The 13,632-nt window shown below is 72.4% G+C and carries 15 protein-coding genes; 7 read left to right on the top strand and 8 right to left on the bottom strand.

Features of this window, described 5'->3' with window-relative positions:
* Positions 1-353: 353 nt before the first annotated feature.
* The gene (locus ACIQ6Y_RS19155) at positions 354-947 is read right to left on the bottom strand and encodes a hypothetical protein (protein WP_404040005.1); all 594 of its coding nucleotides are present in this window, start codon (positions 945-947) and stop codon (positions 354-356) included.
* A gap of 562 nt (positions 948-1,509) precedes the next feature.
* Here ACIQ6Y_RS19155 and ACIQ6Y_RS19150 point away from each other — a divergent pair.
* The gene (locus ACIQ6Y_RS19150; RefSeq protein ID WP_404040002.1) at positions 1,510-3,027 is read left to right on the top strand and encodes a glutamate--cysteine ligase; all 1,518 of its coding nucleotides are present in this window, start codon (positions 1,510-1,512) and stop codon (positions 3,025-3,027) included.
* 137 nt (positions 3,028-3,164) lie between these two features.
* Positions 3,165-3,965, top strand: a complete 801-nt coding sequence (locus ACIQ6Y_RS19145; RefSeq protein WP_404040126.1) for a CPBP family intramembrane glutamic endopeptidase — start codon at positions 3,165-3,167, stop codon at positions 3,963-3,965.
* Positions 3,966-4,023: 58 nt separating this feature from the next.
* On the opposite strand, the gene ACIQ6Y_RS19140 is transcribed toward ACIQ6Y_RS19145, so the two are convergent.
* On the bottom strand, positions 4,024-4,836 hold the full coding sequence (locus ACIQ6Y_RS19140; RefSeq protein ID WP_404039999.1) for a PhzF family phenazine biosynthesis protein: 813 nt from the start codon (positions 4,834-4,836) through the stop codon (positions 4,024-4,026).
* A 176-nt stretch (positions 4,837-5,012) separates the two neighbouring features.
* On the opposite strand from ACIQ6Y_RS19140, the gene ACIQ6Y_RS19135 reads away from it, so the two are divergent.
* Entirely contained in the window at positions 5,013-5,669 is a 657-nt protein-coding gene (locus ACIQ6Y_RS19135) for a PadR family transcriptional regulator (RefSeq protein ID WP_404039996.1), read from the top strand.
* Between the two features lie 82 nt (positions 5,670-5,751).
* Here the strand turns inward: ACIQ6Y_RS19135 and ACIQ6Y_RS19130 are convergent, their stop codons facing one another.
* Positions 5,752-6,180 carry an SRPBCC family protein gene (locus ACIQ6Y_RS19130; RefSeq protein ID WP_404039993.1) on the bottom strand — a complete coding sequence of 143 codons (429 nt, stop codon included), beginning with the start codon at positions 6,178-6,180 and terminating at the stop codon, positions 5,752-5,754.
* 117 nt (positions 6,181-6,297) lie between these two features.
* Positions 6,298-6,486 (bottom strand): hypothetical protein, encoded by a 189-nt coding sequence (locus ACIQ6Y_RS19125; protein WP_404039990.1) that lies wholly within the window; start codon positions 6,484-6,486, stop codon positions 6,298-6,300.
* Between the two features lie 197 nt (positions 6,487-6,683).
* On the opposite strand from ACIQ6Y_RS19125, the gene ACIQ6Y_RS19120 reads away from it, so the two are divergent.
* Both ACIQ6Y_RS19120 and ACIQ6Y_RS19115 read left to right on the top strand, forming a co-directional pair.
* Entirely contained in the window at positions 6,684-7,244 is a 561-nt protein-coding gene (locus ACIQ6Y_RS19120) for a Clp protease N-terminal domain-containing protein (protein ID WP_404039988.1), read from the top strand.
* Positions 7,245-7,329: 85 nt separating this feature from the next.
* A complete protein-coding gene (locus tag ACIQ6Y_RS19115) occupies positions 7,330-8,334 on the top strand; it encodes an EamA family transporter (RefSeq protein WP_404039986.1) in 1,005 nt (334 codons plus the stop codon).
* Positions 8,335-8,445: 111 nt separating this feature from the next.
* Here ACIQ6Y_RS19115 and ACIQ6Y_RS19110 read toward each other — a convergent pair whose 3' ends face one another.
* The gene (locus ACIQ6Y_RS19110; protein WP_404039983.1) at positions 8,446-9,078 is read right to left on the bottom strand and encodes an FMN-binding negative transcriptional regulator; all 633 of its coding nucleotides are present in this window, start codon (positions 9,076-9,078) and stop codon (positions 8,446-8,448) included.
* The gene (locus ACIQ6Y_RS19105) at positions 9,078-9,761 is read right to left on the bottom strand and encodes a pyridoxamine 5'-phosphate oxidase family protein (RefSeq protein ID WP_404039980.1); all 684 of its coding nucleotides are present in this window, start codon (positions 9,759-9,761) and stop codon (positions 9,078-9,080) included. Before ACIQ6Y_RS19105 ends, ACIQ6Y_RS19110 begins: the two co-directional genes overlap by 1 nt.
* Before the next feature lie 35 nt (positions 9,762-9,796).
* Between ACIQ6Y_RS19105 and ACIQ6Y_RS19100 the strand changes: the two genes are divergently transcribed.
* A complete protein-coding gene (locus tag ACIQ6Y_RS19100) occupies positions 9,797-11,128 on the top strand; it encodes an aminotransferase class I/II-fold pyridoxal phosphate-dependent enzyme (RefSeq protein WP_404039977.1) in 1,332 nt (443 codons plus the stop codon).
* Here the strand turns inward: ACIQ6Y_RS19100 and ACIQ6Y_RS19095 are convergent.
* Entirely contained in the window at positions 11,125-12,090 is a 966-nt protein-coding gene (locus ACIQ6Y_RS19095) for a DMT family transporter (RefSeq protein ID WP_404039974.1), read from the bottom strand. The two genes, ACIQ6Y_RS19100 and ACIQ6Y_RS19095, sit on opposite strands and share 4 nt — an antisense overlap.
* Before the next feature lie 74 nt (positions 12,091-12,164).
* Between ACIQ6Y_RS19095 and ACIQ6Y_RS19090 the strand changes: the two genes are divergently transcribed.
* Positions 12,165-13,145 (top strand): LysR family transcriptional regulator, encoded by a 981-nt coding sequence (locus tag ACIQ6Y_RS19090; RefSeq protein ID WP_404039971.1) that lies wholly within the window; start codon positions 12,165-12,167, stop codon positions 13,143-13,145.
* Here ACIQ6Y_RS19090 and ACIQ6Y_RS19085 read toward each other — a convergent pair.
* Positions 13,108-13,578, bottom strand: a complete 471-nt coding sequence (locus tag ACIQ6Y_RS19085) for a pyridoxamine 5'-phosphate oxidase family protein (protein WP_404039969.1) — start codon at positions 13,576-13,578, stop codon at positions 13,108-13,110. The genes ACIQ6Y_RS19090 and ACIQ6Y_RS19085 overlap by 38 nt on opposite strands.
* Positions 13,579-13,632: the final 54 nt, after the last annotated feature.

The raw sequence follows: 13,632 nt of genomic DNA, 5'->3' as shown, positions 1-13,632 counted from the left end.
TGATAAGTCGGTCCGGAACCAAGTGTTGCCCTACGGGCGTCGATCCGCAGGGATTTCGCAGCACCGCTTCTCACAGGTTGAGGACGCGTCACCCGCGCGGACGGTTCACCTCAACTGCACTGCCCTTTCGGGTGGTTCGCGGTGGCCGTAAAGGGCTAGTCCGCATGGGCAACAGGGCGATGATCAGCTCGTACGAGCAGAGGAGCGCTCGTAGGAGAGACGGTGTGGGGCGCGCGCACGAAGAACCCCGCCGCGGGACGACCACGGCGGGGCGGAGGCGGAATACCGAAGGCGGAGTGCCGGAGGCTGAACCCCGGAGGCGGAGTGCCGGAGGCGCGATGCCGCAGACGGCCTCAGGCCGGCGAGCCGAGCAGCGGCGGCGGGACGGCCGGTGTCACGCGATGGGTGAGCAGCGGGAGCAGCTCGGCGACGCGGTGCGGCAGGTGCGAGGCGATGCCGGGCGGCGCCGGGGCCAGCGGGACGAGCAGATCGGTGGGCTGGAGTCCGCCGGTCGAGCCGTCCGCGGCGAGGTCGCCGTGCAGCCACAGGGTCAGCATGTAGAGGCTGGGGATGGACAGCAGACGCGGCTGGTAGGCCTGGGGCAGTGTCTCGGCCTGCCGCAGGGCGCGCTCGGTGGAGGCGATGTAGGGGCCCTCGAAGAAGTGCGCGAACGCCCAGCCGTCCGGCGTGAGCCGGGTCTCGGCGGCGGCCAGCGCCCGATCGCCGTTGCGGATCAGGAAGCGCCAGCCGGCCAGCCTGGTGGCGGGCGGGCCCCCGGCGGCGAACCGGTCCAGCACATGCACGGGCAGCGGCATTTCGGGCGTCACAGGTCCCTGGGCGATGCGCAGGGAGGGGGTCGGGGCCTCGCGGACGGCGGTGGGGGAACCGAGGGCCGTGAGGACGGTGCGCAGGGCGGGCGCGGGAGCCGGGGGGACATGCAGCGGCATGGTGGGTCGCCTCTCGTTCGACAGGCATGGGCGCGCAGGGGCGGGGGCGGACGGCGCTGTCTGCTCACGAGGTCAGAGAGGCGGGGGCCGGGGTCGGTGACGAAAGGGCGGGCGGTTTCGCCGGGTCTCGGCTCGACGGCAGTCCGTGCGACCGTGGGCGCCAGCCTTCTCTGCCTTGTTCGCGGAGTTTATACGACAGGTGTTCACCCGGTGTTTCGGCTAGCCGTTACCGGGAAGTCCGGCAAGGAGTAATCCGGTCGCGGAACTGCGGAAATCCTCCCGATTCCGGAACGGTCGCAGGGCGATGACCTCGGGTTTCGCTCCTGGAGCGGTAGGCCAATTCTCGTCGGCGTTTTTCACGAGTCACCGTCCGCCGGAAACCGCTGGTTCCCGCTTGCCCGTGGAATGTGCCCCCGGTACCCCGTGTGCCGCTTTCCTCAGAGTAGCGGTGCAGGGGTGGCTGCGGGGACGTTATCGATCGCTCCGGCTGGGCATCATCCCCCCTGCACCAGGACCGCGGCGGCCGGCCCGGCGGTCCGCACATGCGAGGAGGGAGGCCCCGATGGGGGAGAAGGTCGTGGCAGGCGCGTTCGACCTGTCCGATCGGCAGCGCTACCGCGACAAGCTCCGGCGGTGCCTGAGGGGACTGGAGCGGCTCCTGGCGGAGAAGCGGTTCGATCGCCCCAAGAACCTCATGGGGCTGGAGATCGAGCTGAATCTCGCCGGGTCCGACGGCCTGCCCAGAATGTTGAACGCGCAAGTCCTGGAACGCATCGCGAGCCGCGATTTCCAAACAGAACTCGCCACGTTCAACCTTGAAGTGAACATTGCGCCGCACCGTCTCGGCGGGCGGGTTTTCGACCGGCTGGCCGAGGAACTCCGCACGGGTCTGGCATATGCGCACCGGAAAGCGGGTGAACTCGACGCCGGCATCGTGATGATCGGCATTCTGCCCACCCTCGACCGCGACGACCTGGTGTCCTCGAACCTCTCCGCCTCGGACCGCTACACCCTGCTCAACGACCAGATCGTCACCGCCCGAGGTGAGGACTTCACCCTCGACATCGACGGCGTCGAGCGCCTGACCTGCACCGCCCGCTCCATCGTGCCCGAAGCCGCCTGTACGTCCGTGCAGTTGCACCTCCAGGTCACCCCGGGCCGGTTCGCCGACGTGTGGAACGCCGCCCAGGTGGCCTGCGCGCCGCAGATAGCCATGGGCGCCAACTCGCCCTTCCTGTTCGGCCGGGAGCTGTGGCGCGAGTCGCGGCCGCCGCTGTTCCTGCAGTCCACCGACACTCGCCCGCCCGAGCTGCAGGCGCAGGGCGTACGGCCGCGGACGTGGTTCGGCGAGCGTTGGATCGGCTCGGCGTACGAGTTGTTCGAGGAGAACCTGCGGTTCTTCCCGGCGCTGCTGCCGATCTGCGACGAGGAGGACCCGCTGGAGGTCCTGGACGCCGGGGGCGTGCCGAGCCTCGCGGAGCTGGTCCTGCACAACGGCACGGTCTACCGCTGGAACCGGCCGGTCTACGGCGTCGCCGACGGAGTTCCGCATCTACGGGTGGAGAACCGGGTGCTGCCCGCGGGCCCCACGGTCGCGGACGTCGTCGCCAACGCCGCCTTCTACTACGGCCTGGTCCGCGCGCTGGCCGAGGAGTCCCGGCCGCTGTGGACCCGGCTGCCGTTCGAGACGGCGGCTGCCAACTTCGACGCCGCGTGCCGCTTCGGCATCGACGCCCGCTTCCGCTGGCCCCGGCGGGGCCGCTACGGCGGTGTCGGCGAGGTCGACGCCGTCACCCTGGTCCGCGAGGAGCTGCTGCCGCTCGCCGCAGTGGGGCTCGACGCGTGGGGCGTGGAACCCGCCGACCGGGATCTGTACCTGGGCGTGATCGACGAGCGGTGCCGGCGGCGCGTCAATGGGGCGTCCTGGCAGGTCGCCACCTTCCACAAGGCCCTGGAGGCGGGCCTGACCCGGCCTGAGGCGCTGGCCGCGACCACCCGCCGCTACAGCGAGCTGATGCACCAGGGCGAGCCGGTCCACACCTGGCCGGTGGGACTGCCGGAGCCGGTGCCGATGGTGTGAGCGCCCCGAGAGCCGGCCCGGGAGCCGCCCTGAGAGCCGCCCGCGCGCTGCCCTGAGCGCCGCCCCTGATGTTCGCCGTACGTCCTGACAGGTGATGATGAGGGACCTAGGGCGTGGGCGAGCGGCTGGAGGCAGGGGTGCAGGCGGAAGCGGGAGCGGTGGGCGAACCGGCGGCGAAGGAGGGGCTGTCCCGGCGGACCCTGCGGGACGAGACGCTGCTCGTGCTGGCGCTCTCGCTCGGCGCCAGTGGCGTGTCCGCGCTGATCAGCTTCATCGGGTCGGTGACCAGACCGGGCGGCCTGAAGGACCAGGCCGCCACGCTGAACGCCTCGGCCGCGCCCGGCCGTCCCTGGCTGGATCTCGCCTGGCAGCTCTTCGGGATCACCACCGCCCTTGTGCCGGTCGCGCTCGTCGCGCACTTCCTGCTGCGCGAGGGCCAGGGCCTGCGCACGCTCGGCTTCGACCGCACCCGGCCGTGGCCCGACCTGGGCCGCGGTGCCGCGGTCGCCGCCGTGATCGGCAGCACCGGCATCGCCTTCTACCTCGCCGCCCGGGGCCTCGGCTTCAACCTCACCGTGGTGCCGGAGGCCCTGCCGGAGGTGTGGTGGAAGTACCCGGTGCTGATCCTGTCGGCTATGCAGAACGCCGTCCTCGAAGAGGTCATCGTCGTCGGCTATCTGCTGCGCCGGCTCGGCCAGTTGGGCTGGTCGCCGGAGAAGGCGCTCGTCGGCAGCTCCGTACTGCGCGGCTCGTACCACCTCTACCAGGGCATCGGCGGCTTCGTCGGCAACCTGGTGATGGGCGTGGTGTTCGTGTACCTGTACCGGCGCTGGGGCCGGGTCGGGCCGCTGGTGGTGGCGCACTCGCTGCTCGACATCGGCGCGTTCGTGGGCTACGGGCTGCTCGCGGGCAAGGTGGGGTGGCTGCCGACCGCGTGAGGCCGTGAGGAGTGAGAAGGGGGCGTACGACACCGTCGTACGCCCCCTTTCGTGTGGGTCAGGCGAGCAGCTCGCCGTCGATGGTCGTGACGGCGCGGCCGGTCAGCAGGGTGCGGTCGCCGTTCAGGCGGGTGCGCACCAGGCCGGAGCGGGGCGAGGCCTGCAGGCCGGTCAGCTCGGTGCGGCCGAGGCGCTCGGACCAGTAGGGGGCGAGGGCGGTGTGGGCGCTGCCGGTGACCGGGTCCTCGTCGATGCCGACGTTGGGGAAGAAGCAGCGGGAGACGAAGTCGTAGTCGTCGGCGGCCTCCTGGGAGGCGCGGGCGGTGGCGATGATGCCGCGCGAGGAGTGGCGGCCGAGGGCCCTGTGGTCGGGAGTGAGGCCGAGGACGGTCTTCTCGTCGGGCAGTTCGACGAGCAGGTCGCCGACGTTCGGGCCGGTGTCGAAGGCGTTGAGCGGCTCGGCTCCGAGGGCCTCGGCGATGCCGTCCGGGACGTCGACGGGGGTGAGCGGGGCGGTGGGGAAGTCCAGGGTGATCCAGCCGTCCTCGCCGGGCGTCGCGACGAGCACGCCACTGCGGGTGGCGAACCGCACCGGGCCTTCGTGCGCGCCCGTGCCGTGCAGCACATGGGCCGTGGCGAGGGTGGCGTGGCCGCACATCGCGACCTCGGCGACGGGGGTGAACCAGCGCAGCGCCCAGTCGGCCTCGCCGCCCTCGGGCAGGCGGTGCGCGAAGGCCGTCTCCGCGTGGTTCACCTCCATGGCGATCTTCTGAAGCCGGTCGTCGTCCGGGAAGGCGTCCAGGAGGAGGACCCCGGCCGGGTTGCCGGCGAAGGGGCGGTCGGTGAAGGCGTCGACGATTCGAATCCGCATGGACACGAACGGTAGAGGGGCCGGGAAGCCGCGAGCCAATGCCAATCCGACAGGACTGGACCCGAGCCGGTGCGCTCTTCCTCCGCCCTTCTTCTTCGGCCGGGGTTGTCGCAAGCATGTTTCCGATATATCGTTGAAGCATCGCGACAGATCAACGATGGAATGGAGTGAGTGCGATGCGTATGCACGGATTCGAGCGTGGACATCGGCAGGACGGCCCGGGCGGTGGCCCCTTCGGGCACGGCCGGCGGGGCTTCGAGGGACGTTTCGAGGGGCACCGGGCGGCCTTCGGTCCGTTTGGGCCCGGGGGACCCGGTGGGCCTGGCGGCCCCGGGTTCGGCGGCTTCGGGCCCGGACCCTGGGGCGGCCGCGGGCGTGGTGGGCCACGAGGGAGGGCGCGGCGAGGAGATGTGCGCGCCTCGATCCTCGCCCTGCTCAGGGACCGGCCGATGCACGGCTACGAGATGATCCAGGAGATCGCCGAGCGCAGCGGCGGGGCATGGAAGCCCAGCCCGGGTTCGGTGTACCCGACCCTCCAGCTGCTGGAGGACGAGGGGCTGATCGCCAGTGAGAGCGAGGGCGGCAAGAAGCTGTTCTCCCTCACCGACTCCGGCCGCGCGGCCGCCGAGGAGGGGCCCGAAGCGCCCTGGGAGGATGCCGGGCGCGGCGTCGACTGGGAGGCCCTCGGGGAGATCCGGCAGGCCGGGTTCGGTCTGATGGAGGCCTTCGGGCAGGTCTGGAAGACCGGCAGCAAGGAACAGCGCGAGAAGGCGCTGGCTGTCGTCAACGAGGCCCGCAAGAAGCTGTACCTCATCCTCGCCGACGAGGACTGAGTCCTTCCGTACGGCGGTCGGGGTGCCCCGCGGTTCATGCCGCGGGGCATCTTCGTGTGTGCGGGACGGGCGGGGCGTCTCCTCAGGTCACCAGTCCGTCCAGTCTGCGCAGGGACTCCTCCAGCGCGGCCGTCGCCGAGTCCTTCAGGCGGCCCGCCATCAGGGAGACGGCCGCGCCCGTGAACTCCCCGTCGATCCGCACCGAGGTGGCCTCGCCCTGCGGGCTGAGGGTGTAGCGCGTGGCGAGGCTGACCGCCATGGGTCCCTTGCCGCGGATGACCAGCAGCCGGGCCGGCTCCAGTTCCTCGACGGTCCACTCGACCTCGGCCGGGAACCCCATCAGCTTCATGTTCTCCAGGAACGTCGCCCCCACCACCAGGGCCTCGGGCCCGCCCGCGGGGAAGTCGGTGTGGGTCGCGTTCCACTCGCCGTAGGCGGACCAGTCCGTGAGCTGCGCCCACACCTTCTCCGCGGGAGCCTCGATCCGTGCCTGAGCGCTGACTTCGGCCATACGACCACCTCTTCGTGTCGGGCTGCGGTGTCGCGGAACGTAGCTCCGGGGGCGCGAACCTTCAATACACGCGAACCTTCAATGCTGACGACCCGTCAGAAACTGGAGTTCGGCAGTTCAGCACGCCTTGCGTATCACCGCCGCGTCGAAGAGGTCCCACGCGCGCGGATAGGGGCCTTCGTCGTGGCAGTGCCACGCCTCCCAGAACAGGTCGGCGAGCAGCGCGTCCTCCGGGGCGTACACCCGGTACACGTACTGTCTGCCGTCCACGGCCGGCAGCTCCACCAGCCAGCACCCGCTCTCCATGCACTTCGGGACGAGCGGCGGCGTCCGGTGGTTGCTTCCGGGGCGCGAGGCAAACCGGCGCGCGCCCCTTTGTGAGGTCGGCCGAGATCTCCTCCCCAAGGAGGAGATTCCGGGCGGCGGTGTCCCCTTCCCGTGGGACACGAGAATGCTCCCGGACGGGGATGACCTGGACGGCCCCGGCTGATGGGGTGGTGGATGTGCAACCCCGTATTCCCCGGCAGTCGACCGGTGACCAGGTCGGCGCCCGCGCCGACGCCGCTGCCGGGCTCGGTGCCGAGCTCGCCGCGGTGCTGGCCGGTGCCCGCAGACGGGCGCTGCGCGACGGGGACCGGCAGATCGACACCGCGCATGTGCTGCACTCCCTGCTGGAGCACGACCCCGAGGTGTGCGCCGTCTTCGAGGACGGGGCGCAGGTCGCCCGGCTGCTCGGGTACCTCGTGCAGCGCAGCATCGGCTACGGCCTGCGCTGGCAGAGCACCGTGGAGGACTCCGGCGCCATTCCCGTGGTGAGCGCGGTCGAAGGGTGTTCGCCGCTCGCCTCCGCCGCGCTGGAGCGCGCACGCGCGCGTGCCGCGCGGTTCGGTGAGGAGGAGGCCTGCTGTGTCGATCTGCTCGCGGCGGTCGTCGCCGACCCGCAGGCCCGTGCCGTCGAGGTGCTGACCCGGGCCGGGGTGGACCCCAGGGAGCTGTTCCTGCGCATCGAGAGCCGGCCGCGGCGGCCCGAGGAGTACGCCGAGAGCGGCGAGGCGACGCCCTGAGCCCGCACCGTGAGCGGAGGGTGCGCGTCCGTACGGTGAGACAGGTGTCATCGGGGATGAAGCTCATGTCATCGCCTGTCATCATGTGCCGGTGTCTACGACGAACAGCAGTGCCGGCGCCCGTGGGAAGGGCGTGGGCCTCGGCCTGGCCCTCGGATCGGCGCTCGCCTTCGGCGGGTCCGGTGTCGCGGCCAAGCCGTTGATCGAGGCGGGCCTGGACCCGCTGCACGTGGTGTGGCTGCGCGTGGCCGGGGCGGCCCTGGTGATGCTGCCGCTCGCGGTGCGCCATCGCGCCCTGCTGCGCCGGCGGCCCGCGCTGCTGGCCGGCTTCGGACTGCTGGCCGTGGCCGGTGTGCAGGCCTGCTACTTCGCGTCGATCTCCCGCATCCCGGTCGGTGTCGCCCTGCTCGTGGAGTACCTCGCGCCCGCGCTCGTCCTCGGCTGGGTGCGGTTCGTGCAGCGGCGTCCGGTCACGCGTGCCGCCGCGCTCGGGGTGGTCCTCGCGGTCGGCGGCCTGGCCTGCGTGGTCGAGGTGTGGGCGGGGCTCGGCTTCGACGCGCTCGGCCTGCTCCTCGCGCTGGGCGCGGCCTGCTGCCAGGTCGGCTACTTCGTGCTGTCCGACCAGGGCAGCGACTCCGGCGAGGACGCCCCCGACCCGCTCGGGGTCATCGCCTACGGGCTGCTGATCGGCGCCGTCGTGCTGACCGTGGTGGCCCGGCCGTGGGGGATGGACTGGTCCGTGCTGGGCGGCACCGCCGACATGGACGGTTCGGCCGTACCGGCCGTGCTCCTGCTCGCCTGGATCGTGCTGATCGCGACGGTCGTCGCCTACGTCACCGGCGTGCTGTCGGTACGTCGCCTCTCGCCGCAGGTCGCGGGCGTGGTGGCCTGTCTGGAGGCGGTCATCGCGACCGTGCTGGCCTGGGTGCTGCTGGGCGAGCACCTGTCGGCGCCGCAGATCCTCGGTGGTGTCGTCGTCCTCGTGGGCGCGTTCATCGCCCAGTCCTCGGCGCCGGCCAAGGGCTCTGTCGAGGCGGTGGCGGGAGGGGCGCCGGAGCGGGAGCCGGCCGGGCAGCGGACGGCCTCGTAGAAAGACCCCGGAGAAACCCCGTAGTGAGACCTCGTAGCGCGGCCCTGTCCGACGCATGAGCTGATGCGGCAGGGCGGGCCCCACCCCCGTGTGGGCCCGCCCTGCCGCAGGTCACGCCTGGCGCCTGCGCAGCAGATGCCCGCGCGCGGCCGCGTCCCGGGGGCCGGCGCGATCCGCGAGCCGGTCCGCGATACGGTCCTGGACCTCCGGCTTCTTGCTCCCGGCGTACTTGAACTTCGCCCGTACGCCCGTGACCTCCAGCCGCAGTCCCCGGATGCCGGACAGCATGCGCCCGTACGGGATCTCACCCACGGCCACGCGGGCCGAGCCGCCCTCCGGCTGGAAGTGGCCGACCTGCCGGTTCAGCAGCTCGGCCTTCTCGGCCGGGTCGTCGACGACGTGGGCCCGGCAGCGCAGTTGGACGGCCGCGTAGAGACTGGTCGGCGTGCCGTGCTCGGGCGGGTCGTCCGGGGCGGCCTGCCAGGGGCCGGGGACGTAGACGTAGTCGTCGACCACGCTGAGCACGACGTCCGGGTTCGCCTCCAGGGCCTCCCAGAGCGGGTTGGGACGGGCCAGGTGGGTCGCGATGTCGCCGCGCCGGGCGTCGTACGCGAAGTGCAGCGGCTGGGCGAAGGGCGGCTCGCCGGGCAGGCCGTTGACGACGAGCTGGCCGAAGTCGTGCTCGGCGAGCCACTGCTGCCACTCGGTGTCGTCGTGGGGCGCGTCCCAGGGGTGGATCAGCATCACAGCACCGACGCGAGGTAGTCCGGGAGTTCGGTGCCCTCGGCCAGCTCGTCGTCCGGGAGCGGGGCGTCGTAGCCCTTGCGCAGCGGGACGACGCCGGCCCAGTGGGGGAGGGCGTAGTCCTCGGGCTCGTCGTTCACGCCGCCGGTGCGCAGCTTGGCGGAGACCTCGTTCAGGTCCAGCCGGATGACCGCGGTGGCGGCCAGCTCCTTCTTGTTGGCGGGGCGGGAGTCGGCGGCCCGCCCCGGGACGACATGGTCGACGAGCGCGTCGAGCGCGGCGCGCTTCTCCTCGGGGTCGGTCACGTCGTGGGCGATGCCGTGCACCACCACCGAGCGGTAGTTGATCGAGTGGTGGAAGGCCGAGCGGGCCAGGATCAGCGCGTCGACATGGGTCACGGTCAGACACACCGGCAGGCCCGGGTCGGCCTGTCCGGTCATCCGCAGCGGGCGCGAGCCCGTCGAGCCGTGGACGTAGAGGCGCTCGCCGACCCGGCCGTACAGCGTGGGCAGCACCACCGGGGCGCCGTCGCGGACGAAGCCGAGGTGGCAGACGTAGCCGTCGTCGAGTATCGCGTGCACGAGTTCCTTGTCGTAGGCGGCCCGGTCGGCGGAGCGTGTGGGGACCGTGCGGTCGGTCGGCGTGTAGGTGGCGGGTGCCGTCGGCTGCTGGGTCCCCTGCATGGCGCTCTCCATTGCACTAGTGCATAATTGGCTTTGTGCTAGGAGAATATCCGATCAAGGGTCGTGGTGCAGCAGAGATTTCCGCCAGCGTCGAGCAGGCGGTGACCGCCGGTGAGCTGCAGCCGGGCCAACTGCTGCCCCCGATGCGGGAGTTGGCGGAGCGGCTCGGGGTGAATCCCAATACGGTCGCGGCCGCCTATCGCATCCTGCGCGAGCGCGGGGTCATCGAGACCCATGGCCGCCGCGGCAGCAGGGTGCGGCCGAAGCCCGCCACGAGCGGGCGTGAGTACATCCGCGTCGAGGTGCCGGAGGGCGTGCGCGACGTGGCGAACGGCAACCCGGACCCGGCGCTGCTGCCGCCCCTCGCCCCCGCCTTCGCCGAGGCGGCCGCGTACGGCGACCGGGAGCCGGTCCTCTACGGCGACGCGGAGGTCGAGCCGGAGCTGGCCCGCCTCGCCCGGGCCGACCTGGACGCCGACGGGGTGCCGGACGGGCCGGTGGCCGTCACCTCCGGGGCGCTGGACGGCATCGAGCGGGTCCTGGCCGCCCACCTCAAGCCCGGGGACACCGTCGCGGTGGAGGATCCCGGCTGGGGAAGCGTCCTCGACCTCGTCCCGGCCCTCGGCCTGCGCGTCCACCCGGTCGGCCTGGACGACGACGGCCCGCTCGTCGACGACGTCCGTGCCGCCCTGGAGGCCGGGGCGCGCGCCCTGATCGTCACCTGCCGGGCGCAGAACCCCACCGGCGCGGCGGTCGGCGCCACGCGCGCGCGTGCCCTGCGCGCGGTGCTGCGCGAGCACCCCGAGACCCTGCTGATCGAGGACGACCACGGCCACCGGATCGTGGACCTCCCTGTGCACCCGCTGGCCGGGGCCACCCGGCACTGGGCCTTCGTGCGCTCCGCCGCCAAGGCCTACGGTCCCGATCTGCGGCTCGCCGTGCTCACCGGCGACGAGGTCACCCTCGGCCGGGTCCGCGGGCGCCAGCGGCTCGGGCCCGGCTGGATCAGCCGTATCACCCAGCGCGCGGTCGTACGGCTGTGGGCCGACGGCGCGGTCGACGCGGGCGAGGTCGCGGCGGCCTACGGGCGGCGCCGGGACGCCCTCATCGGGGCGCTCGCCGACCGCGGGATCACGGGACACGGGCGCAGCGGCATGAACGTGTGGATCCCGGTGCCGGACGAGACCGGCGCGGTCGCCCGCCTGCTGCACGCCGGCTGGGCCGTGGCCCCCGGCGCCCGCTTCCGGATGAAGTCGCCGCCGGGGATCCGGGTCACCGTGTCGTCCCTGACCGAGGCCGACATGGTGCCGCTGGCGGACGCGATCGCGGCCGCGGTGGGGGCGGTGCCGGGGCGGCGGTACGTCTAGGAGGGCACCCGCTCGCGCGGTGCGGTGGCCGCCTCCGTCGGTGTCTGCCTCCGTGGCCTCGGGCGGGCCTGGGTGAGTGCCGCCCCGGCCAGGACGATCAGCGCGCCCACCGGCGTCGACCACGTCAGCGACTCGCCGAGAAGAGCCACACCGGCGGCCGTGGCGATCACGGGGATGAAGTAGGTGACCATCTGGGCCGTCGTCGGGCCGACTTCGGCGACCAGGCCGTACTGGACGAGGACCGCGAGACCGGTGCCGAGCGCCCCCAGCGCGGCGATCGCCAGCAGCGGGCCCGGCGCGAAGCGCGTCGGCAGCGAGGTGAACAGCGGGGTGACCACGGCCAGTTGCAGCGTGGCCAGCAGCAACTGCGCGCCGGTCAGGGACAGGTTCGAGTGCGTGGACCCCGCCAGGGTGCGACGGACGTAGATCCAGCCGATGGGGTAGCTGAGGGAGGCCAGCAGCGCCATCGCCGTGCCCTTGGCGTCCAGGCCCGCGAAGCCCTGCCACGCCCCGAGCACTGTCAGCACGCCGAGGAAGCCGATGCCGAGCCCCGCCACCCGCAGCCGGGTCGGCCGGTCCTCGGAGAGGGCGACCAGCGACAGGGCCATGCCCCACAGCGGCGAGGTCGCGTTGCAGATGCCGGCCAGGGTGGAGGGGATCGTCAGCTCGGAGTAGGCGAACAGCGAGAACGGCAGCGCGTTCAGCAGGAACGCCGCCACCGCCAGATGCGCCCACGTCCGGGTGCCCCGCGGCAGCCGCTCCCTCCTGACCGCCATCGCCGCCGCCAGTACCGCCGTACCGAAGACCAGCCGGCCCAGTGTGACCTGGAAGGGCGCGTAGCCGTCGGTGCCCACCTTGATGAGCAGGAAGCTGAAGCCCCAGATCAGCGACAGCACGGCGAAGCGCAGCCGCCAGTCGAGGTGGGGGCGGGGCGGAGGGGTCGTGGTCCCGGCGGAGCTCATGGGGGCAGCCTGCCGCACGAGTATCTCGTAGAACAATCGACATTTCGCGAGCGTTATCTCGTAGCATCACTTACATGTTGAACCTGGAGCGCCTCCGCACCCTCGACGCCCTCGCCCGGCACGGCTCGGTGAGCGGGGCCGCCGAGGGCCTGCACATCACCACGTCCGCCGTCTCGCAGCAGATGGCCAAGCTGGAGCGGGAGGTCGGGCAGCAGCTGCTGGCCAAGCATGGGCGGGGCGTACGGCTGACGGATGCGGGGCGGCTGCTCGCGGAGCACGCCGCCCGGATCCTGTCGCAGGTGCAGCTCGCCCAGTCCGACCTGGAGGCACAGCGCGGGCAGGTCGCGGGCGAGCTGCGGCTGTCGGCGTTCCCGACGGCCGCGCGCGGGCTGTTCCCGGCCGCGCTGTCCGCGCTGCGCGCCGAGCATCCGGCCCTGCGCGTCCGCTCCTGCGAGCTGGAACCGGAGGACGGCATCAGGGCCGTCGTACGCGGCGACCTGGACGTCGCCGTCGTCCTCGACTGGTACAACAAGCCGATGCCGCTGCCCGACGGCCTGGTCAAGGCGCCGATCCTGGACGACCCGGCCGATGTGGCGATGCCGGCCGGGCACCCGCTCGCGGACCGGGACGAGGTGGACCTCGGGGAGTTCGCCGAGGACGAGTGGATCACCTGGGGCGAGGGCGAGTTCTGCCACGAGTGGCTGCTGTTCACGCTGCGCTCGCGGGGCGTCGAGCCGATCGTCGGTCATCGCGCGGGCGAGACCCACACCCAGCTCGGGCTGGTCGCCGCGGGCCTCGGGGTGTGCATCGCACCGCTGCTCGGCCGCCATCCGATGCCCGAGGGCGTCGTGACGGTGCCGCTGCGGCAGCGGGTGCGACGGCATGTGTACGTCGTGTGGCGCGCGGACGCCGACCGGCGGCCGTCGATCCGGGCGGCGGTACGGGCACTGCGTGCGGCCGGGGAGCGGGTCGGTGCCCCTGATGCGGCTGCCGGGGCGCCGACTTCCGCCGGTCCCGTTACCGGGACGCCAGCTTCCGGAAGTCCCACGACCTGACCGTCTCGGGTGCGAGCCGCAGCCAGGCGTGCCGGCCGTCGTGCGGGAGTTCGTCGATGCCGAAGTACTTGCGTGCGAACGCCCGCTCCACGGAGGCGAGTTCGGGGTACGGCTCACCCGTGCGCGGCACCTCGCCCACGACCTCGACGCCGCCGGACAGCTCCACGCCGCGCAGCTCGTCGTAGTCGTGCCCGGCGTCCACCACGACCGCCACGCGTCCGTCGCGGCGCAGATCGGCCCACCGCTTGCTGCGGGTGATCGAGTACAGCCACAGCGCCTTGCCGTCCCAGGCGAACCACAGCGGGCTGACGTGCGGGGTGCCGTCGGCGGAGACGGTCGCCACCCGGCAGGTGCGTTCGACGGCGAGGAAGGCGTCCAGCTCGTCGGGCGTCATCATGATCTTCCGGCCCCGGCGCTGGGTGGTGGCGGTCATGAGATCCCCTCCAAAGCTGACGGTGTGTCAGGCAAAGAGCATGGTGCGTCTTCC

The organism is Streptomyces sp. NPDC096205 (assembly GCF_044763135.1).
Taxonomy (GTDB): Bacteria; Actinomycetota; Actinomycetes; order Streptomycetales; family Streptomycetaceae; genus Streptomyces.
The sequence above is the reverse complement of the archived record's forward strand: the minus strand, read 5'-3'. Positions and strand labels throughout refer to the sequence as shown.